Origin of the sequence: Aeromonas sp. BIGb0405, assembly GCF_024807335.1 — a bacterium.
Classification (GTDB): domain Bacteria; phylum Pseudomonadota; class Gammaproteobacteria; order Enterobacterales; family Aeromonadaceae; genus Aeromonas; species Aeromonas rivuli.
Window position 1 is genome coordinate 15,158 of the sequence record NZ_JANUEP010000014.1, and the last position, 19,774, is coordinate 34,931.

Below are 19,774 nucleotides of genomic sequence, written 5' to 3' on the forward strand. Positions count from 1 at the left end.
ACCGCGCTAACCCGTTCCCCCTCCTTGCCCCGCCAGTTTGCCTGCCCAGTCGCGTCGTTGCGCACCGTCATCGCCCGCAACGGCGCTGCGCCTCAAGGACATCTGCCAAGGGAATCTGAATATGAGCTTCGATCATCGCAAATACCGCCCGGCCCCCACCATCGCCCTGGCCGATCGCCAATGGCCCAACCAGGTGATGACGAAGGCGCCGCTCTGGTGCGCCGTGGACTTGCGCGACGGCAACCAGGCGCTGGTCGAACCCATGACGGTGGCCCAGAAGCTGCAGATGTGGGCGCTGATGGTCCATGTCGGCTTCAAGCACATCGAGGTGGGCTTCCCCGCCGCCTCCCAGCCGGACTTTGATTTCGTGCGCGAACTCATCGAGCGCAACCTCATCCCCGACGACGTCACCATCCAGGTGCTGGTGCAGGCCCGGGAAGACTTGATCATTCGCACTTTCGAATCCCTCAAGGGGGCCAAGCGCGCCATCGTCCACGTCTACAACTCGGTCAACCCGACCCAGCGCAACTATGTATTCAACAGCGGGCGCGAGGGGGTCAAGGCCATCGCCGTGCAGGGGGCGCGCTGGGTACGCGAGCATGCGGCGCGCAACCCCGGCACCGAGTGGAGTTTCCAATATTCCCCCGAGAGTTTCAGCAGCACAGAGGTGGAGTTCGCGGTGGAGGTGTGTGACGCGGTGATCGACGAATGGCGTCCCGCCGCTCGCCCGATGATTTTGAACCTGCCCGCCACCGTCGAGGTGAGCACCCCCAATGTCTTTGCGGATCAGGTGGAGTGGTTCTGTCGCCACCTCAAGGCGCGCCCCGAGGTGAGTGTCTCCATTCACACCCACAACGACAGGGGCTGCGGCGTGGCCGCCGCCGAGCTGGCGGTGCTGGCGGGGGCCGATCGCATCGAGGGCACCCTGCTTGGCAACGGCGAGCGTACCGGCAACATGGATATCGTCACCATGGCCATGAACCTCTACAGCCAGGGCATAGATCCCGAGCTGGACTTGTCTGACATGGATGCCATAGTCGCGACCGTCGGCGCCTGCACTCAGATTGCCCTGCACCCGCGTCACCCCTACGCCGGCGAGCTGGTCTACACCGCGTTCTCCGGCAGCCACCAGGACGCCATTCGCAAGTCCCTGGCGGCCCCCAAACCCGATGCCTATTGGGATGTGGCCTACCTGCCCATAGATCCCGCAGACCTTGGCCGCAGCTATGAGGCGGTGATCCGCATCAACAGCCAGTCCGGCAAGGGCGGTGTCACCTATCTGCTCGAGCGTGATCTTGGCCTGCAACTGCCGCGCTGGCTGCAGATCGACTTCAGCCGCCGGGTTCAGGCCCAGGCCGAGGCGAGCAGCAGCGAGATCAGTCCCGAGCAGATCCGCACCCTGTTCGAGCGCCATTATCTCGAGCCCGGGCACGGTTATCGCGTCGGCCGCTTCCAGCTCGGTCGCGACAGCCAGGAGAGCCTGCACCTGGAGGTGCAGATCCCGGGTGGTGCCATGCAACTGAACGGTGAGGGGGAGGGCGCCATCACGGCGCTGGTCAATGGCTGGGAGCGCCAGACTGGCATGCACATCGACGTGCTCGATTATTCGGAGCATGCCCTCTCTGCCGGTACCGAATCCCGCGCCGTCGCCTATGTGTTGCTCAGCGTCGATGGAGTGCGCATGTGTGGGGTCGCCATCGGCCGCGACGTGGTGCATGCCTCCTTGCAGGCGGTGATCAACGGCGCCGCCCAGGCCAATGTCGAGGTTCAGGCCGAGCGTCAACGGGCCTGATGTCGAGCGCTTGTCACCCTGATACGCCACCTTTGGGTGGCGTTTTCCATTGAAAGGCCCTCCTTGTGAAGAGACGCCTTGGTAGAGGAGCGGTCGGTTGGCTTGTCTCGCATCCAAAAGCCTGTGCTGTCGCAGTGTCGATAAAGGCACAAGGGGCAAGGCTTTAGCCAGGCGGATCAATCCTCTACAATGGGCGTCTGTTTGCGTTCGGGAGTCAGGCCCGGGCGCGCGACTCTCTCTGGCCGGGCGCCCGGCGCCTTGCCCCAGCATCGGAAGCCTTGATGATATCCTCCTCGATCTGTTCTCTCTTTCCCGTGCGGTTTCGCACCCTGCCACTGGTGGCGGCCCTGCTGCTGGCGGGCTGCGCCAGCGAGCCAACGGCGCCTGCGCAAGATGGCGCGGCGATTGCCAAGCTGCCTTCGTCCATGCAGCCCAAGCAGCCTGCCGACATGAAAACCCGCATCGTCCGCTTCTTGCCCAACCAGGTGAAAGACAAGCAGGGCTGGGCCAATGACGTGGTGACGGCGCTCAGCAGCCAGGGACTGACGGTGAGCGATCACAATGTCTGCACCGTGCTGGCGGTGGCGGAGCAGGAGGCCACCTATCAGGCCGATCCCGTGGTGCCCGGTCTTGGCAAGATTGCCTGGAAGGAGATCTACGCCCGCTCTGGCCGCCTGCATATTCCCGATTTCGTGGTGCGCACCGCGCTGGGTATCAAGTCACCCAACGGCAAATCCTATGCCGATCGCCTCGACAAGGCGCGTACCGAGCAGGAGCTGAGCCTCATCTTCGAGGACATGATCGACATGGTCCCCATGGGCAAGCGACTCTTTGGCAACCTCAACCCGGTGCATACCGCAGGTCCCATGCAGGTGAGCATCGCCTTTGCCGAGCAGAATGCCCGTGGCTACCCCTATCCCATCAAGGAGTCCATCCGCCATGAGGTGTTCAGCCGCCGGGGCGGCATCTGGTTTGGCACCAGGCATATCTTCGGTTATCCCGCCGACTACCCGGACACCCTTTATCGCTTCGCCGACTTCAATGCGGGTTGGTATGCCAGCCGCAACGCCGCCTTCCAGGCCGCGGTGAGCCGGGTCAGCGGCAAGACCCTGGCCCTGGACGGGGATCTGGTCCGTTATGATTCCGACCAGCCCGGCAAGACGGAGCTCGCGGTGCACAGCATCGCCAGCCGGGTCAACATGAGCAAGCAGGCCATCCACCAGAGCCTGCTCAAGGGGGACAGTGCCGACTTTGCCCAGACCGACCTCTACCATCGGGTCTTTACCCTGGCCGACAAGCAGGCGGGCAAGCGCCAACCCCGCGCCGTGCTGCCCGGCATTCAGCTGAAAAGCCCCAAGATCACCCGCAACCTCACCACCGCCTGGTTTGCCAAGCGTGTGGATGACAGGGAGCAGGCCTGCGTGAGGAAGATGGCGAGCATTCGCTGACAGTCAGAGACAACCAGGGCGGCCAAGTGGCCGCCCTTGTTTCAGTTCCAACTGGATGTTCTGGGGTCAGGCCCTGGTGTCCTGAGTCGTCGCCCCATGGCGTGTCTTCCCAAGGGTCAGCATCCCCCTGCATGTTGGGTATTCGCTGCATCCCCAGAACTGATTGCCTCTGTTTTCTCCCCGGCTGGCGGTACGCAAGACCATGGCATTGCCACATCTGGGGCAAGTCGGAGGCTGATCACTGAGCGGTTGGGCGCTGACAGGGGAGGGGATCCCCTGTTCATCAGGCACGGCAGCTGCGGATAACGGCTTGCGTGGCGCTCCGCCGTGGCGTGCCTTCAGCTGGGCCACGTGTTGTCTGTGGGTCTGCCAGTTGGGGGCCAGCCGTCCCTGCTGGATGGTCTCGACTACTCGGGTGATCTGGGCCGGGGTCAATACCTGGGTGGTTTTTCCCTTGATATAACGAACCAATCCACGGTTCATGACGTTGTCCGGCATGGGGGTCTTGAAGGTGCAATCGCCAATAAAGCAGATAACAGAATGAAGCTGATGGTCTGACACTCCGAGCAGGGATTTAAGGGTCATCATGTGCAGGTGGTTCTGGTGCAGGGGATTTTGGAAGCTGTGCTTGCGGCGATAGATCTGCTGGGTCCAGCTTTTATGAGCCGGGTTGCCGAATATCCAGCCCTTCATGTTCTTGGTCTCAATCACGAATATCCCGAAGCGGGAGACGATCACATGATCGATCTGGGTGCTGCCCTGCGGAATGGGCAGGGTCACATCCTTGAGCAGGTGATATTCCCGCTGGTCGAGAAAGAGCCGGATGCTGACATTGATAAACCACTCCCCGATCATGCCCTTGAACCAGGGGGTGTTGATCAGAATGGCAATCAGCAGCAGGGGTAGCAGATAGCCGAGCGGAGATAGCAAAGGAGCAATAAGGGTGGTGAAGTCCATTTCACTGAGCCTCTATGGAGTCTTTCTTAAGGTGTAGGCCTCGACAGGGTGCAGGTTGCTGCAACTGGGGGGACTGAGTCCTGGCCGGTTTAGACCCGCAACAGACCGCGAAAGCCCCTGGCGGCGTAGTAGGACTGGGCGCCGTTGTGGTACAGGAACACGCTGTCGTAGCGGCGATCGCAGAACAGGGCGCCGCCGAGCGTCCTGATTTCCTCGGGGGTCTGTATCCAGCTCGATGTCTTGGCATCGAAGCAACCTAGGGTCTGCAGCGCCCGATATTCGGCCTCCGTCAGCAGTGTGATGCCCATCATGGCGGCCAGCTCGGTCGCGCTGCCTGCTGGCTTGTTCTCTTTTCTCGACGCCAGAGCCGCGCCGTCATAGCAGAGGCTCCTGCGTCCACTTGGGCTCTCGGCGCTGCAGTCACAGAACAGCAGCTGCCCGGTCTGCCTATCCTGGCCGATGACATCGGGCTCACCGCCGCTGCTCTCCATCTCGTGGAGCGAGCGCAATGACTGGGGATGGGCATCGAGCCTGGCGCGCACCTGTGACCAGGTTATCCCCTCGTGGCGCTGCCTGTACTGTTCGAAGCGGGCTTGCAAGGTGGCGAGCAAGTCATCAATCTGCAGGTTCGTCACTGTCATCATACAACCTCGTTCTCGTTTGGATTTGCGCCGTTAGAAACTCATCGCCAGGCCAATGGCATAACCATTGGTGTTGTTGCCGAACATCAAGCGGTACATGAGGCGGGTACGGGTGACCCACACCGGGTATTTGCTCGAATCGAGCTCGAGGCCAACCCCGACGGAGTTGAGGGCGTTGAAACCGAGCAGGCCCCGTTGATCCCCCAGGTATTCGGTTCGGGCCCCTTCCAGCACGTAGCGCAGCGGCCGATCGAGCAGGGTCCAATCGAGCAGGGGCGCGCGGCGGCGCAAATAGATGCCAAAGTTCTCGGCATTCGCCTCGCCCTTCACACTGGGACTGGTGCCAATGGTGCTCTGCAGATGGAGGTAGGAGTAGCGAAATTCGGCGTCTATGTCCTGGGTATCGGAGAACAGCTCGTAATCGAGCATGAGGGAGCCGCCGAGTCCGAACACATTGAGCTGGCCGTTATCGAGGAAATCGAGGCTCTTGCCGGTCTTGCGATCGAGATACCAGTTACCTATCTGGATATCGCTGGCCACAGTGCCAAGGGAAAAGTTGGCGATGGGACGCAGTACCCAATTCGGGGCGACGGCGAAGTCCCAGCCGATGCCGCCGGTGGCGGTCAGGCTGTTCCATTTGGCGGGGATGGTTCGGCTCTCTTCGCCCTGGCTTATCACAAATTTGGGATCGTAGCGGCTATAGCCCAGGTTGCCCTCCAGATAGATGGGGACCTCCTTGCTCATGGTGGCGCCGCCGCCAACCTGGCTCATGGTCAATGCCGCCTGTTGACCGCTGCCCCCCGAGATATCCAGGTTGCTGGAGGTAATATCGGGTATCACGTTGAAGGTCATCAACGAGACCACGGCGTTGGCCCGCTCCTGCACGCGGGCATCGACGGCGCCGTCGGCGGCCATGGCCGGAGAGGCGGTCGCAAGGCAGGCCAACAGCAACAAGGGTTGCTGCCTCGATGCAGCGCTCGCGGCGGGAGCGGGAGACCGTGTTGGCTTGCCCTGGCCAAGCAACGGTTTGTGCGCGCTGTGCATCGCTGTTATCTCCATGGCAACTCCCTGTGGCCTCATGCCCATGTGAGCACTAGAGATGATTCTACCTGAGGATGGCGCGGCGTCCATTGCCCTGAGCCAGGCTTCTCGCATCGGGCAAGCGCATCACCAGGGGGACGCAGGCGGTGCTGCCTGCCATGGCTCCTCTCTGACCCCCTGGCTTGCCCCTTATCATGGCGCGACATGAGGGACTTTTAGGTCGGAGAGATTATTTGAGACGCATTGGCGCCGAAAATTTGTTACACTCCGCGCCCGCCATTTTCCGGCTCGCCTGCAGACCCTGCCAGGCCAGGCCGATCCCTGGCATCCGTTGTCACCCCGGTCGGGTCGCAGCCAATCACAGCTTTGCTGGAACACAGGAAACCCATGATGAAATTTGAATCATTCGATTTTGCCCCCGAGATTTTGCGCGCCGTCTCGGAGTGCGGTTATCAGGAGATGACCCCTGTGCAGCAACAGGCGATCCCGACGATCCGCCGTGGCCAGGATGTACTGGCCAGTGCCCAGACCGGCACCGGCAAGACCGCCGCCTTCGCACTGCCTATCTTGCAGCGCCTCATTGATAACCCGGCGCCGCTCGCACCTTCCAACGCCCGTGTGTTGATCCTGACCCCGACCCGCGAACTGGCGGCTCAGGTGGCTGACAACATCAAGGAGTTTGGCAAGTATCTGGAGCTGAGCGTGCAGGTGATCTGCGGCGGCGGCAAGCAGGACGTACAGGCGCGTCGCCTCAAGGCCGGCGCCCACATCATAGTGGCGACCCCGGGCCGCCTGCTCGAGCACCTGAACGCGTGCAACCTCAGCCTCTCCAACGTTGAGTGCCTGGTGCTGGACGAAGCGGATCGCATCCTCGACATGGGCTTCAGTGCCGAGGTGCAAAAAATTCTGCTGGCGGTCAACAAGGATCGCCAGGGCCTGCTCTTCTCCGCGACCTTCTCCGATGGCGTCAAGAAGCTGGCCAATGTGATGCTCAACAAGCCGCAGATAGTCAGCGTCAACAAGCAGAACTCCACCGCCGATACCGTGACCCATACCGTCTATCCGGTCGAGCAGAAGCGCAAACGCGAGCTGCTCTCCGAGCTTATCGGCAAGCAGAACTGGCCACAGGTGCTGGTGTTTGCCAGTACCCGCGAGAGCTGCGACGAGCTGGTGGCCGAGCTGAATCTGGATGGGATCAAGTCGGCCGTGGTCCATGGCGAGAAGGCCCAGGGCAGCCGTCGTCGCGCCTTGCGCGAATTCATCGAAGGCAAGGTACGGGTACTGGTTTCCACCGAAGTGGCGGCCCGTGGTCTGGATATCCCGAACCTGGAATACGTGGTCAACTATGACCTGCCCTTCCTGGCCGAGGACTATGTCCACCGTATCGGTCGTACCGGCCGCGCCGGCAAGAGCGGCATGGCCATCTCCTTCGTCAGTCGCGAGGAGGAGCGTACCCTGCTCGACATCGAGGCGCTGATCGGCCAGAAGATCCGTCGCGTCATGGTGCCGGGTTACGAGGTGAGCAACCGTGACATGCTGATCAAGCAGTTGCAGGAGCGTCGCCGCTTTGGCAAGAAGCCCCAGCGTGATGACAATGCCGCCGCCCAGGTGATGGCCGAAGCCAAGCTGCAGAGCCAGCGCACTCGCCTGCGCAAGACGGCCCGCAAAGACAAATAAGCGGCCAAGTCGGCGGCTAAACCGGGCTTGTTGTGAGCCCGGCAATCTTGTTTTCAAAGGCGCCTCGGCGCCTTTTTGATGATGGTGGCGGGGCTGCAGCGCTGCAGCGCCTTCCCCAATCTGCCCAGGAGTCGTGATGAGCGATCTGAAAGTGCAAACCTATAACCAGGCCCTGCTCGAGATGGCCGGTGCCAGTCTGGCTGAACTCGTGCGCACCGGCGCCGGCCGCGCCGCCCGTACTCCCGCCCAGGAGAGCCATTTCCTGAGCCTCTGGCTGGTGGACTCCCTCAAGGAGAAACGCTTCTCCCGTCTGGTGATGGAGGATCTCAAGGGGTGGGTGCAGCAGGCGCGCACCCAAGGGGCGGGGGCCGATCTCAAGGGATTGCTCGAGCGCATCGTGCGTCATTACAGCCAGGCGGCGACGCAGGGGCTGGAAGCGCGGCTCATGGCGCTGCTGGACGACTGTGAAGAGGCGGGTTGGCTGCGGGTCACCCAGAGCGTGATCGATGGCCGGGCGAGACTCGCCAACCAGGGGCAGTCTTCAATTGTTATCTGCTCTGCCGAGCTGGCCGCTGCCTGCGCCGACGGCGAGCTGGTCAAGCCGCTCACCCTCTATGTGCGCGGTGACGAGCAAGTGCTGGCCCGTTTCGCCTATCGGCACGGCCTGCTCATTGGCCAGGGCAACAAGAAGCAGGTCAGGGTGAAGCACCACAAGGCCCATCTGCTGATGCCGGGCAATGCCCTGCCTGCCCTCGCGCTGCTGGCGCTGGAGATAGACGGCTGAGCGCGGGATGTTCCGAGGCGCAGAGTCTGCCGCCTGTCCTGTGACCGAACCCCGATCTTGCATCGGGGTTTTTCATGGCTGCAATGCCCGCTTTCCCCATTGCCCCCCTGGCGTGACGTTTGCCACTGGGGTGGCAAGGTTCATCCCCCCCTCGTGACGATCGCCAGCCTGCTGCTCGCGGGCCTTTGACCGCTACCCAGGCGCTCTTCGCCGGATATCCTGGGTCATCAACCAAGCCTCCTTCGGCCCTCCATCTGGGGGGAGTCGCTGGCGCCCCCCATACGGAGGGGCTGCCCCCATATGGCGGTAGGTGCCTGCTTTTCATCTGTTTTAGGGTGGCTGAGCCCCTTCGAGGGCATGGATGCAAACCACATATTCTAAGGAGAGACGATGAAAGCAACACCGATAGCCCTGTTACTGGCAGGCCTGCTGGGTTCCCCCCTCTGCGCCGCGGGTCTGGATGCCAGACTGACCCTGCAAGAGGGCGCGAGTGAGGATGTGCGGGTGCAAGTGACCCTGACCAACAACGGCAACAAGCCGATTGATTTGCTCAAGTGGCAACTGCCGGGCGCAGGGGATGCTCCCTTGTTCGTGGTCGAGCGGGATGGCCAGTCCGTGGCCTATCAGGGGGCCCTGATCAAGCGCGGTCTGCCGAGTCATCGGGACTATCAGCGCCTGAGCGCCGGGGAGAGCCTGACCCTGGAGGCGGAAGTGTCCGGTCTCTATGACATGAGTGCCCAGGGGGAGTACAGCATCAGCTACCGCCTGCCCAAGGTATCTGATAAAGAAGGCGCCAAGCGGAACGCCCAGCCCAGTGCCAAGGCCCCTCCCCAGGCCAGCGAATCCAACACCGTCAGCCTCTGGCTAGATGGGGTCGCGACTGATGATCGCGTATTGGCCAAGACCGCCGCGGTTGAACCGGCCGCCGCCGGGGGATCGGTGAGTTTCACCGGTCGCTGCACCAACAGCCAGAAGAGCCAGATAGTCTCGGCCCTGGATGCCGCCGGAGTCATGGCGGGGGATTCTCTCAGCTATCTGGCGGTGGACAAGCCCAGTGGTCAACGCTATCGCAGCTGGTTCGGCGCCTATGACGCGAGCCGCTGGAACCAGGCCGAGGGTCACTTCAGCAAGGTGAGGGAAGCCATCGAAGAGAAACCGCTGACCTTCGATTGCGGCTGCAAGGAGAGCTATTTTGCTTATGTCTATGCAGATCAGCCCTACAAGATCTATCTGTGCAAGAGTTTCTGGACCGCGGCCAACACGGGCACGGATTCCCGTGGCGGCACCATCATCCATGAGCTGACCCACTTCAATGTGGTGGCAGGCACGGACGATCTGGGTTACGGTCAAGGCAATGCCCGCAACCTGGCGAGCACGGATCCGGTGAAGGCGCTCAACAACGCCGACAACCACGAATACTTTGCCGAGAACACCCCGAGCGAAAACTGAGTCGACAGGGGGCCTTGGCCCCCTTTTTGATGGAGGCAACATGATGTCACTCTTGCTCGGCAGCGTCCTTGGCCTGAGCGCCTTGCAGTGCGAGCTTAACGTCAAGGCCCAGAGCCGGGTCGACGAACCCTTAAGCCTGGCCATGGCGCTCAGCAACCAGGGGGAGGATACCCTGGAGGTGTTGAGCTGGTTTACCCCCTTCGAAGGCTGGTTTGCCGATGCCATCGACCTGACCCTGAACGAGCAGCCCATTCCCTATCAGGGACCACTCGCCAAACGGGGTGCCCCCGGGGCTGATGATCGCCTGATAGTGGGCCCCAAACAGCGCATCAAGGCCGAGGCAGAATTGACTCAGGTCTATGACTTGAGCCAACCCGGCCACTATCGACTCAGTTATCGCCCCGCGCCGGTGCGAGATGAGCAGGGAGTCACGCCTGAGTGCCCGCCAGTCAGCTTCGAGCGCCTGCCAGTAGACAACCCGCCAGCTGCCCAGACCCAGTGATGGGGGCTGTGAACAGACCATCCCTCTTCCCGACGTGAAGTAAACAAGCCGCAAGGAGTGCATCAGTGCAGATAGACAATCTGCCATTCGGCCTGACCGATTGGCATCAAGTGCCAGAGACCCTTCATCCCGGGGAGCAGGGCGAAGCCCGCTGGCGCACCCGCCAATTCGGGCCGCTGCGGGTGCGCATGGTGGAGTACAGCCCCGGCTATGTCGCCGATCACTGGTGTAGCAAGGGCCATATCCTGCTCTGCCTGGAGGGTGAACTGCATACCGAGCTGGCCGACGGCCGCAACTTCGTGCTGACCCCGGGGGTCAGCTATCAGGTGGCCGACGGGGCCGAACCGCATCGCTCTACCAGCCCCCTTGGTGCCACGCTGTTTATCGTCGACTGACGCGGTATGACGCTCTTCATTGCATAAAGTCGGGGCCAGATTGGCCCCGACTTCCGTTTGGTTGGCTCACCTCAAAGGCCAGCTCCCGTCCCCCTATTTTCTCATCGCATCAGCCATTGCCCAGCAAGCCAACTTCCCGGGCCGCCACCGCCAGGTAGTGGCGAGAGACAGCCCGTTCGCGCCAGCAGGCGTGAACCAGCTTGATGCAGTGATCGTCATTGCTATTGATGGCCAGAGCCACCACCTGCTGCCAGTGAATATCCCCCGGCGCAGGCCAGTGAGGCCCGTTGAGCGAAGGGGCGCCGACCGTCACATAGGCGGCGGCCACTCCTTGCCAGAGGAGCCGGATAAACTCACCGCGCAGCGGCTCACCGAGCTGCGCACTGATGATGGTGGCCGCCCGGGTGCCGGTCACCAGATGCAATACGGTAAAATCCCGGGTCTGCCAGTAGAGCGCCAGGGCCAGCTCGGCCAGGATGCGCAGTAGGTTCCCGGGGCCGCACTTTCCCTCGGTCAGTGGCGGGACACCCGTCAGGTCGCGGGGCAAGGTCTGCACAAAGGCGGGGCTCTCGGCTAGTTGGCGAAGGCGGGCGGTGATCCAGCTCTGATCACTGTGCCAGCCGCCCAATGCCTCATGGAGACGCGCCAGCAGAGCGGGGAGATCCGGGCATGGGGCTCCCAACCCTTGAGCCAGGTGCAGCGGTTTGCAATGCCAGGCTGCCAGTGCCGCAGCCTGTTCGCCCTGATGGCCGTTTTCGATGGCACAGGCGAGGCGGATCACAGGATGAAAGGCGCCACTGGCCGGAGATATCCCCTGAGCCACTATCTGGGTAAACAGGGGCTGCCAGCCCTCTCTGGCAACCTTGCTTGAAAAGTCGGCCCTAAGCTGGCTGAAGCGAGCCTCCGGATCCTGCCCCTCATCCGTGAGCCCGCTCCCAGGGCTCGCGGGCAGGGCCTTGTCGCGCTGCCAGTATGCGAAGAAGTCGTTAAGGCGCGCCTCATCTGCTCCCATTTCAGCCAGGGCATGGAGCGCCATGGGACAGTGATTGGTGGTGCCTCGGCCATTGAGGGCGAACTGCTGGTTGGCATCGAGCAGGTTGTGCAGTGACATCATATGCGGTGACTCCTTGACGGTGAGAGTTCGAATCATGCAAGTTAAAGTTAACTTTAAGTCAAGGGGCCCGGTGCAGCCTCTTGTCCAGGGGGCGCTGACTTGGATGCTGGAACATGAGGGATGCTGGAGCATGAGAGATGAGAGATGAGGGATGAGAGATGAGGGCAAGCGACAGCCACAGGGAGCGCGTTTTGTCCCAGAGCGGACATGTATTGGTGAAGCAGGGAGGTATCCATGAGCAAGGGCGATATTGAACGCGGGCAGGGGCCAATCCCTTCAGCCCCCGAACAGAGCATGACGAATGGCGAGCTTGGCCATGGCTGGCTTGCCATCGGCCAACTCGCCAAGCGCGCCGGGGTCAAGGCCAGTGCCTTGCGCTTCTACGAGCAGAAAGGGCTGATCAGCAGTGCTCGCAGCCGGGGGGGGCAACGAGTCTATCCCCAGCATGTGCTGCGCCGTGTCGCCTTCATCCGCGCCGCACAAGGAGTGGGTCTTAGTCTGGAAGAGATAGGGCATGCCCTGGCCGGGCTGCCCGAGGGGCGCACACCGACCCCGGAGGATTGGGCCGCCCTTGCCCGTGACTGGCAGTTGCTGCTCGATGCCCGCATCGCGGCGCTGCAACTGATGCAGCGCAAGCTTAGCGCCTGTGTGGGCTGCGGTTGTCTCTCCCTGCGTCACTGCGCCCTCTACAACCCGCAAGATCAGGCCGCTCGTCATGGTGCCGGAGCTCGTTACCTGATGGGGGATTTTCCCCCCGATATAGATGACCAATAATGACGCCGCTGAAACGGACGATGGCGCAGGCGAATTTTCACCGTGCGGGGCTGGAGAGCGTCATTATCCAGTTGGCGGGGAAAGCGGAGGCCATACTGCCATGCCTGGTCAAGGGGGCATTCGATCTTGTTTTCCTCGATGCGGATCGCAGCCAGTACCACCAGCTGGTGGCCGAGCATCAGGGCGCTACTGTCCACCCGTGGCCTGCTCGTCGTCGACAACGCCATCTCCCATCACCATGAACTTGAGGGTTGGATGACGGAGGTGGCACAGGATCCCGGATTTCAGCAACTGTTGCTGCCCATTGGCAAGGGGGAGTGGCTGCTGGTCAAGAACCCGTGATGTCAGGATGGGTGCCGGTTAGCAAGCGCGCAGCGTCGAACGGGGTGAACTGGCCCTCCCCGGAAGGGCATTTATACTCATTGCTGGTTCAACAGGAGTCATCCCATGGGCGTCATTCTCTGCCTCTGGTTCGACGGCCAGGCCCAGGCCGCCGCCGAACTCTACACCAGCCTGTTTCCCGAGTCCGGGATCCTGGCCATCAACCACTATCCCGGGCAAGAGGCTGATCCGCCTCTGCCCGGTACGCATCGCCCGGCGGCCAGCGTGCTGACGGTGCATTTCCGCCTCGAGGGGAGCCACTACCTGGCCCTCAATGGTGGGCCGCAATTTCCCCACACGCCGGCCTGCTCGCTGGTGGGGTACTGTGACAATCAACTGGAGCTGGATAAGCGCTGGCAGGCCTTGAGCGAAGGGGGGCGCGCGGATCAGTGCGGCTGGTTGCAAGACAGGTTCGGGCTCTCCTGGCAACTGGTGCCACGGCAACTGCCCCAGTGGCTCTCAGGGGATCCCGCCGCCAGTGCCCGGGTATTTGGCGCCCTGATGAGAATGGGGCGACTCGACATCGCAACCTTGCAGCGGGCCTATGAGGGAAAAGCGTGAGGCTCGCTTGCCGGGGGGCCCATTCACTCGGCCCAGTTAGCAAGGCGGCGGTGAGCCTTCACCCCCTCTCTGATTAATCGGATGTTATCTCACTGACACAGGAAGCAATGCCATGATGACAGAACAGCTGGATGAGGCTCGTGATCTGGTGCTGGAGCGATGGATAGCGGCCTCGCCGGAGGCGCTTTATCGCTGCTGGACCGAGTCTGAGTTGCTGATGCGCTGGTTCGCTCCCCAGCCCTGGCGCACCCTGAGCGCCGAGCTGGATGTGCGGGTTGGCGGGGCCAGTCTGGTGGTGATGGGGGGACCCAATGGTGAACAGATCCCCTGTCCCGGCATCTACCTGGCACTGGAGCCGGGGCGGCGTATCGTCTCGACCGATGCCTATGAGCGAGCCTGGCAACCGACGGCCCGTCCCTTCATGACGCTGATCTTGAGTTTTACCCCCGAGGGGGAGGGCACCCGTTATCGGGCATGGGTACGCCATTGGCGCGAGGCGGATCGCAAGGAGCATGAGGCGATGGGTTTTCACCGTGGTTGGGGCCAATGCACGGATCAGCTGGCGGAGCTGGCCGCAACGCTCTAGGGGCCATGTGATAGGACAGCGGTAAAACAAGAGGCCCCGCAGTGCGGGGCCTCTTTCTATCGGCTAGTGGCTGGCCAATCAGGCTTGATCGGCCGGGAAGCGCACACCAACCTGATGGCGTACCTGGGTGATGACCCGCGCCGTGTCGATGGAGCGCGTCACCGCAGCTTCATCCATTTGGCCTGCGGTTATCTGGGCGGCGAAGGCCGTGGCCTCATAGATCATGCTGTTGTCAGACTGGGGCAGGGTCAGGACTTCCTGCTGGCCGTCGCGGCCTATCCAGGTCAGCCCGGTGCTCTCGGAGAGGTGCTCTATGATGAAGGCGCCTTCGCTGCCCTGGATCTCGCTTGGGATGAAGGAGTCAGACACCTTGGAGTGGCTGATCACCATCTCGAAATCCGGGTAGTGCAGCAGCACTGTGCCTTGAATGTCGACCCCTGTCTCCAGCAACTGGCCGCTGGCGGTGACCCGCTCTGGCGCACCAAACAGGGCGATGGCACTGGCCACGCAGTAGTAGCCAATGTCCATGATGGAGCCATTGGAGAAGGCCGGGTTGAAGGTATTGGGCTGTTCACCGGCCAGGTACTTGGGCCAACGGGAGGAGAACTGGCAATAGCTGAAGCTGGCGCGTCGCGCCTGGCCCAGACGAGGCAGTTGCTCGGCCAGCAGGCGGAAGTTTGGCAGGTAGGCGGTCTTGAAGGCTTCGAACAAGACGACGCCCCGCTCACGGGCGCACTGGTACATGGCTTCGACCTCGGCCAGGTTTGAGCCGAGTGGCTTCTCGCAGATCACATGTTTGCCCGCCGCCAGCAGTTGCAGTGTATGGGGGCAGTGCAGGGAGTTGGGGCTCGCCACGTAGACGGCATCGAAGCAGGGGCTGGCGGCAAACTCGGCCAGATCGTCGAAGCAGGCCGGATCATCATACTGGGCGGCAAAGGCTTCTGCGGTGGCGCGCTGGCGGGAGTAGACGGCAGTCAGCTGAAAAGCCTTGCTCAGCAGTGCCGCTTCGATGAATTTTTCTGTGATCCAGTTGGTTCCGATCACCGCGAGTCTGATCATGGGTTAGCTCCTTGTAACAACATGCAGGTAGCAAGAGGGGCAGGGTCGGCGCTCATCATAGCCTAACTCGCCCTCTGGCCCCACCATGGCAGTTGGCCTTCTGCAGGAAAAATTCGTCACTGATGATAAGTCGCTCAATGTTGGTCTGATACCGAGTCGCGGGAGAGGGGGATCCCATCATGCCGCAGATAAAAAAGGGACGTTGTTATTATCCGGGCATCTTTATCAGGCGAAACGATAACCGCCAGGATGAGCGGTGATATATGGATTTAATAGATCAAAAAGTGCACTAACTAATTTATTGAGACTAATAGATGGTCCGTTAAATACAGTGCTGTTAATAATCTTGCCAATATTCATGGCGCGAATAGTCGGGGTTGGCAAGGGGGTATGATATAGTCGGCAGCTGCCGGGAGTTTCCCTTCTCGGCCTATCGACACCTCCCTGCAGGACCCCCGGGCGGCGCATGCCATAAGGACATGATGACCAACAGCCTCTGCCATTCGGCAGTTGAGGAATATGGGTAAACATGTTTTATAAAGACCTCTCCATCGGCAAGAAAATTGCCCTGGTGTTTTTCGTGATCGCCATCGTCAATATGATATTCGGTCTCTTCCTCGCCAGTGAATTAAGAACGGTGCGGGAACGCGTATTGAATTTTACCGACTCAACCCTGCCGAGTGTCATCTCGGTTGAAAACCTCATGTATGACGTCTCTTATGTGCGCCGTGCCCAGTTTGCCGTGCTGATGGTGGATGATGCGGCCGATCTGCAGGCGCGGCTTGGCCGGATCCAGGCCAATATCGGCAAGGTGGATGGGGCTATGCGCGGCTATGAAGCCACGGTCGGTAGCGATAACGAACGCCAAGTATTCAATCGTACCAAGCAGGCCTGGCTCGACTATCGACAGAGTGTGGGCGATTTTGAGCGCCAGCTCACCCAGGGCAACCGGGAACAGGCCCGCGTCCAGCTGTTCCAGACCAATGAGGGTTATAGCCGCCTGGAGCAGGAGGTGAACAACCTGATCAGCGTCAACCTGGGCTTTGTGCAGGAAAACCGGGGGGGGTTGCTCGGCAGTATCAGCACGCTGCTCACCCTCTCCAGCGTGAGCATCGGGGCCCTGGTGCTGTTCATGATCGCCATGACCTGGTTCCTGACGCGCCAGATCTGCCGACCCCTGCAGGCCGTGGTGAGTCAGGCCAATGCCATCGCCGCCGGAGACTTGACCCACAGACTGGATCGTCAGCACATCGGCAAGGATGAGCTGGGCATGCTTGCCAAGGCCACGTTGCAGATGCAGGACAACCTGCGCCGGCTCATTGAAGAGGTGGTGGCCGCCGTCACCCAGCTGGGTACGGCCATCGAGGAGGTGAGCGCCGTCTCCGAGCAATCTTCACGGGGGATCGCCCATCAACAGCAGGAGATCACGCAAGTGGCGACCGCCATGGCGCAGATGAAGGCGACGGTGGCGGATGTGGCTGGCAATACCGAGATGGCCTCTGATTCTGCGAGCGCCGCCAACCGGCTGGCTCGTCGCGGCAACCAGGATGTGCAGGGCTCCCTGGTCGCCATCAATCAGGTGGCCGCCGAGATGGAGCAGGCCGGCATCCTGGTAACCGAGCTGGAGCGGGAGTCGGCCCAGATCAATCTGGTGGTCGATGTGATCCGTGGCATCGCCGATCAGACCAACTTGCTGGCGCTCAATGCTGCCATCGAGGCGGCGCGGGCGGGTGAGCAGGGTCGTGGCTTCGCCGTGGTGGCCGATGAGGTACGCACCCTGGCTGGTCGCACTCAGGCCTCCACCGGGGAGATCATTGCCATCATAGAGACGTTGCAGGCCCGGGCGAACCAGGCGCGCAAGGTGACGGGGCAGAGCTGTGACATGATCCGCCAGTGTGTCGGCCAGAGCGAACAGACCGGGGTGGGTATTCAACAGATTGAAGAGGCGGTGGCCCAGATAGCCGACATGGCCATCCAGATCGCCAGTGCCTGCAGCGAGCAGGATGCGGTCTCCGACGAGCTGGGGCGCAATGTCGAGCGGATAAATGAGTCTTCTCGCGAGGTTGCAACCGGTGCCGAGCACACGGCCCAAGCCTGCCTGGAGCTGAGCCAGTTGGCGGCCGGGCTCAAGCAGACCATAGGCCGCTTCCGCCTGGTCTGATGAGGTCAGTATCGGGTTGGCTCAGATTGGCCCGGTAGCTGCGCGTTAATGTCAACACCCGGCCTGGCGCCGGGTGTTTGTTTTTGGCGGGCTGCCAGGGAGGCGGTCGCGGGGCAATGTGAGCAGGCGGCAGCATGGCACATCGAGTCATCCGGGACGTCAGGGCTGGGAGGCCTGTATCAAGGGCTTGGGGATGGCTGTGCTGGAGAGCGGTACTACGCCGGGATCCCTGGTTGCCTTGATAAGTAGCAGATATAAAAAAACCCGGCCTGAGCCGGGTTTAAGGTGCAAGAGTCGGAACTGGCTTATTTGGCCAGGGATTCCGGCAGATTCTCGCGGATCTTGCCGAGCATCACCTTGAGGACGCGCGGGTTGGCAACCACCATGTTGCCGGAGTTTTCGTAGTTATGACCACCCACGAAATCGGTGACGATGGCGCCAGACTCTTTGGCCAGCAGTTCACCGGCGGCACTTTCCCAAGGCTTGAGGCCGATTTCCCAGTAACCGTCGATGCGGCCAGCGGCGACATAGGCCAGATCCAGGGAAGGCGCGGCGGCGCGACGGATGTCAGCACACTCGATGAACATGCTCTGGAACATCTTCAGGTAAGGCTCGATGTGGTGTTTTTGCTTGAACGGGAAGCCGGTGGCCAGCACGGTGCCGGACAGGTCTTTGGCTTTGCCGACACGGATGCGGTAGCCGTTCAGCTGGGCGCCATTACCACGGGTAGCGGTAAAGAGTTCGTCACGGATGGGATCGTAGACGACGGCCTGTTCGGTCTTGCCCTTGACGCGCAGGGCGATGGAGACGGCAAAGTGCGGAATGCCCTTGACCAGGTTGGTCGTGCCATCCAGTGGGTCAATGATCCATTGGTAGTCCGGATTGGTACCGGCAATCTCACCAGACTCTTCAGCGATGATGCTGTGTTCCGGGTAAGATTTTTTGATGGTATGAATGATGGCCGCTTCGGCTTCACGGTCAACGTTGGTCACGAAGTCATTGCTGCCTTTCTGAGTGGCCTCGATGTTTTCGGGCTGGGAGAAGGCTTTTACTACTACTTGACCGGCGTTGCGCGCAGCGCGCACGGCGATATTCAGCATCGGATGCATAGGTTCACCACTGGATGTTAAAGAACGGGGATAAAAGGACGCGAAATTATAGCAGCATACTTTTGAACAGCAAGCTTTATCCCCTATCGGAAGCGCTAAAATATAGCATCCATCAATGGCTGACTTTACATAACATTTTGATCTAGTCTTGTCTTGCCAGACCCCTGGCACGTGTAATAACAAGCTCCATCACTCATAGGGATGTGTCGTATGAACTTGTCATTAGTCAGTCATAAACCGTCGTCCATGGCGGTCAATGGGTTGCTGCAGGCGTTACAGACGTCCGCCGACGTCGGCACCTATTTTAACCGCATCGTGGTGACCAGTCCGAGTCAATGGAATCCGACTCGAGATGAGGCCGCCATCTTGTTACTCGATGATGAAGCCCACTGGCCGGAATCTGCGGCGGGGGAGACCGAGACCTCGATTGGATTGCCCGTGCTGCCGCTCTGGGTGTGTACGGCGGAGGATTCGGGAGGGGCGAACTCGCGCCGTGGGCCTGATGTACGGGATCCCCGCTACTACTTCGTCTCCAACGGCATTGTGATGGATGGTCACGAGTGGGAGAGCCCGACCAGCAGCCAGCTGCTGCTGGACAAACTCGCCTCGTACCTCCCACTGTTGTCACGGCTGAGCCTGCTGCGTCAGCGCAGTCAGCCGGGGACTGTTAACTAGGCCGTCAGTTGGTCGCCCTGCCACAGGGTGAGCTGTCGTTTGAGGGTGGCAATGTCGGCGCGCAAGGTGTCGCCATTGCCTCCTCCCTTCCCGAGCAAGATACAGCCCTGCACATGCACAAACAAAAAGCGCGCCAGTGCTTCCACATCTGTATTGCCTGCCAATTCCCCATCTCGAATCGCGACCCTGAGCGCATGGGTCAGCGCCTGCTGCAATTCCTGATGCATGGCCGCAATGCACTCATGCACCCTGGGTTCATCCATGGCTGTGCCTATCTGGGCATTTTGCAAGAAACAACCCAGGTTGCCGGGTTGAGTCAGGCGCAGTGCCAGAGCATCTAGCCAGCCATGGATGGCCGCAAGCCCGCCGCGCTCGCAGAGCAGAGGGGTGAGGCGCTGGCGTGAGACCTTGTCGATGTAGTGATCCAGCGCCAGTTGAAACAGGGTGTGCTTGTCGCCGAAGCTGTTGTAGAGGCTGAAACGATTGATGCCCAAGGCATCGACCAGATCCTGGATCGAGGTTGCCTCAAAGCCTTTTTGCCAGAACAGTGTCATGGCTTGTTCCAGCTTTTCGGCTGGATCGAATGCAGTTTTTCGGGCCATAGTGTCTCCTGTTGCCACTATAACAAATTCTTGACCGTTCGTTTAGATAAGACTAGTTTCTAACTG

At 61.2% G+C, this 19,774-nt stretch carries 20 protein-coding genes and 1 pseudogene; 14 read left to right on the forward strand and 7 right to left on the reverse strand.

The window, feature by feature from the left end; translation table 11 throughout:
• The first annotated feature begins 121 nt into the window (after positions 1-121).
• Both leuA and M2366_RS18430 read left to right on the forward strand, forming a co-directional pair.
• Positions 122-1,792, forward strand: coding sequence for a 2-isopropylmalate synthase (leuA, locus tag M2366_RS18425; protein ID WP_259270363.1), 1,671 nt, complete (start codon positions 122-124; stop codon positions 1,790-1,792).
• Between the two features lie 281 nt (positions 1,793-2,073).
• The gene (locus M2366_RS18430; RefSeq protein WP_259270364.1) at positions 2,074-3,240 is read left to right on the forward strand and encodes a DUF1615 domain-containing protein; all 1,167 of its coding nucleotides are present in this window, start codon (positions 2,074-2,076) and stop codon (positions 3,238-3,240) included.
• Between the two features lie 66 nt (positions 3,241-3,306).
• Here M2366_RS18430 and M2366_RS18435 read toward each other — a convergent pair whose 3' ends face one another.
• The 3 genes from M2366_RS18435 to M2366_RS18445 form a co-directional block, all read right to left on the reverse strand.
• Entirely contained in the window at positions 3,307-4,197 is an 891-nt protein-coding gene (locus M2366_RS18435) for a nuclease-related domain-containing protein (RefSeq protein ID WP_259270365.1), read from the reverse strand.
• 89 nt (positions 4,198-4,286) lie between these two features.
• Positions 4,287-4,841, reverse strand: a complete 555-nt coding sequence (locus M2366_RS18440) for a DUF4256 domain-containing protein (protein WP_259270366.1) — start codon at positions 4,839-4,841, stop codon at positions 4,287-4,289.
• Between the two features lie 30 nt (positions 4,842-4,871).
• Positions 4,872-5,753, reverse strand: a complete 882-nt coding sequence (locus tag M2366_RS18445) for an autotransporter domain-containing protein (protein WP_224433009.1) — start codon at positions 5,751-5,753, stop codon at positions 4,872-4,874.
• Positions 5,754-6,269: 516 nt separating this feature from the next.
• Here M2366_RS18445 and M2366_RS18450 point away from each other — a divergent pair.
• The 5 genes from M2366_RS18450 (at position 6,270) to M2366_RS18470 (ending at position 10,686) form a co-directional block, all read left to right on the forward strand.
• A complete protein-coding gene (locus M2366_RS18450) occupies positions 6,270-7,556 on the forward strand; it encodes a DEAD/DEAH box helicase (RefSeq protein ID WP_224430701.1) in 1,287 nt (428 codons plus the stop codon).
• A gap of 145 nt (positions 7,557-7,701) precedes the next feature.
• Complete coding sequence (locus M2366_RS18455; RefSeq protein WP_198135274.1) at positions 7,702-8,340, forward strand: DUF2913 family protein; 639 nt, start codon at positions 7,702-7,704, stop codon at positions 8,338-8,340.
• Between the two features lie 390 nt (positions 8,341-8,730).
• The gene (locus M2366_RS18460; protein ID WP_259270367.1) at positions 8,731-9,789 is read left to right on the forward strand and encodes a M35 family metallo-endopeptidase; all 1,059 of its coding nucleotides are present in this window, start codon (positions 8,731-8,733) and stop codon (positions 9,787-9,789) included.
• 40 nt (positions 9,790-9,829) lie between these two features.
• Positions 9,830-10,291, forward strand: a complete 462-nt coding sequence (locus M2366_RS18465) for a hypothetical protein (protein ID WP_042042269.1) — start codon at positions 9,830-9,832, stop codon at positions 10,289-10,291.
• 65 nt (positions 10,292-10,356) lie between these two features.
• Positions 10,357-10,686, forward strand: coding sequence for a DHCW motif cupin fold protein (locus tag M2366_RS18470; RefSeq protein ID WP_259235863.1), 330 nt, complete (start codon positions 10,357-10,359; stop codon positions 10,684-10,686).
• A 109-nt stretch (positions 10,687-10,795) separates the two neighbouring features.
• On the opposite strand, the gene M2366_RS18475 is transcribed toward M2366_RS18470, so the two are convergent.
• The gene (locus tag M2366_RS18475) at positions 10,796-11,800 is read right to left on the reverse strand and encodes a questin oxidase family protein (protein WP_259270368.1); all 1,005 of its coding nucleotides are present in this window, start codon (positions 11,798-11,800) and stop codon (positions 10,796-10,798) included.
• A 294-nt stretch (positions 11,801-12,094) separates the two neighbouring features.
• Between M2366_RS18475 and soxR the strand changes: the two genes are divergently transcribed.
• From soxR to M2366_RS18495, 5 genes and pseudogenes are all read left to right on the forward strand, one after another.
• Complete coding sequence (gene soxR, locus M2366_RS18480) at positions 12,095-12,574, forward strand: redox-sensitive transcriptional activator SoxR (protein ID WP_259270389.1); 480 nt, start codon at positions 12,095-12,097, stop codon at positions 12,572-12,574.
• A gap of 20 nt (positions 12,575-12,594) precedes the next feature.
• Positions 12,595-12,678 (forward strand): annotated as a pseudogene (locus M2366_RS19940) (hypothetical protein); the annotation flags it as partial.
• 22 nt (positions 12,679-12,700) lie between these two features.
• Positions 12,701-12,916, forward strand: coding sequence for a hypothetical protein (locus tag M2366_RS18485; RefSeq protein ID WP_259270369.1), 216 nt, complete (start codon positions 12,701-12,703; stop codon positions 12,914-12,916).
• Positions 12,917-13,021: 105 nt separating this feature from the next.
• Positions 13,022-13,516, forward strand: a complete 495-nt coding sequence (locus M2366_RS18490) for a VOC family protein (RefSeq protein WP_259270370.1) — start codon at positions 13,022-13,024, stop codon at positions 13,514-13,516.
• A 112-nt stretch (positions 13,517-13,628) separates the two neighbouring features.
• Complete coding sequence (locus M2366_RS18495) at positions 13,629-14,102, forward strand: SRPBCC family protein (protein ID WP_259235867.1); 474 nt, start codon at positions 13,629-13,631, stop codon at positions 14,100-14,102.
• A 78-nt stretch (positions 14,103-14,180) separates the two neighbouring features.
• Here M2366_RS18495 and M2366_RS18500 read toward each other — a convergent pair whose 3' ends face one another.
• A complete protein-coding gene (locus M2366_RS18500) occupies positions 14,181-15,161 on the reverse strand; it encodes a Gfo/Idh/MocA family protein (protein WP_259270371.1) in 981 nt (326 codons plus the stop codon).
• 529 nt (positions 15,162-15,690) lie between these two features.
• Between M2366_RS18500 and M2366_RS18505 the strand changes: the two genes are divergently transcribed.
• Positions 15,691-17,322 carry a methyl-accepting chemotaxis protein gene (locus M2366_RS18505; RefSeq protein ID WP_224430692.1) on the forward strand — a complete coding sequence of 544 codons (1,632 nt, stop codon included), beginning with the start codon at positions 15,691-15,693 and terminating at the stop codon, positions 17,320-17,322.
• 305 nt (positions 17,323-17,627) lie between these two features.
• Here the strand turns inward: M2366_RS18505 and suhB are convergent, their stop codons facing one another.
• A complete protein-coding gene (gene suhB, locus M2366_RS18510) occupies positions 17,628-18,431 on the reverse strand; it encodes an inositol-1-monophosphatase (RefSeq protein WP_042042263.1) in 804 nt (267 codons plus the stop codon).
• Positions 18,432-18,641: 210 nt separating this feature from the next.
• Between suhB and M2366_RS18515 the strand changes: the two genes are divergently transcribed.
• Positions 18,642-19,106, forward strand: coding sequence for a hypothetical protein (locus M2366_RS18515; protein WP_259270372.1), 465 nt, complete (start codon positions 18,642-18,644; stop codon positions 19,104-19,106).
• On the opposite strand, the gene M2366_RS18520 is transcribed toward M2366_RS18515, so the two are convergent.
• Complete coding sequence (locus M2366_RS18520; RefSeq protein WP_259270373.1) at positions 19,103-19,708, reverse strand: TetR/AcrR family transcriptional regulator; 606 nt, start codon at positions 19,706-19,708, stop codon at positions 19,103-19,105. The two genes, M2366_RS18515 and M2366_RS18520, sit on opposite strands and share 4 nt — an antisense overlap.
• Positions 19,709-19,774: the final 66 nt, after the last annotated feature.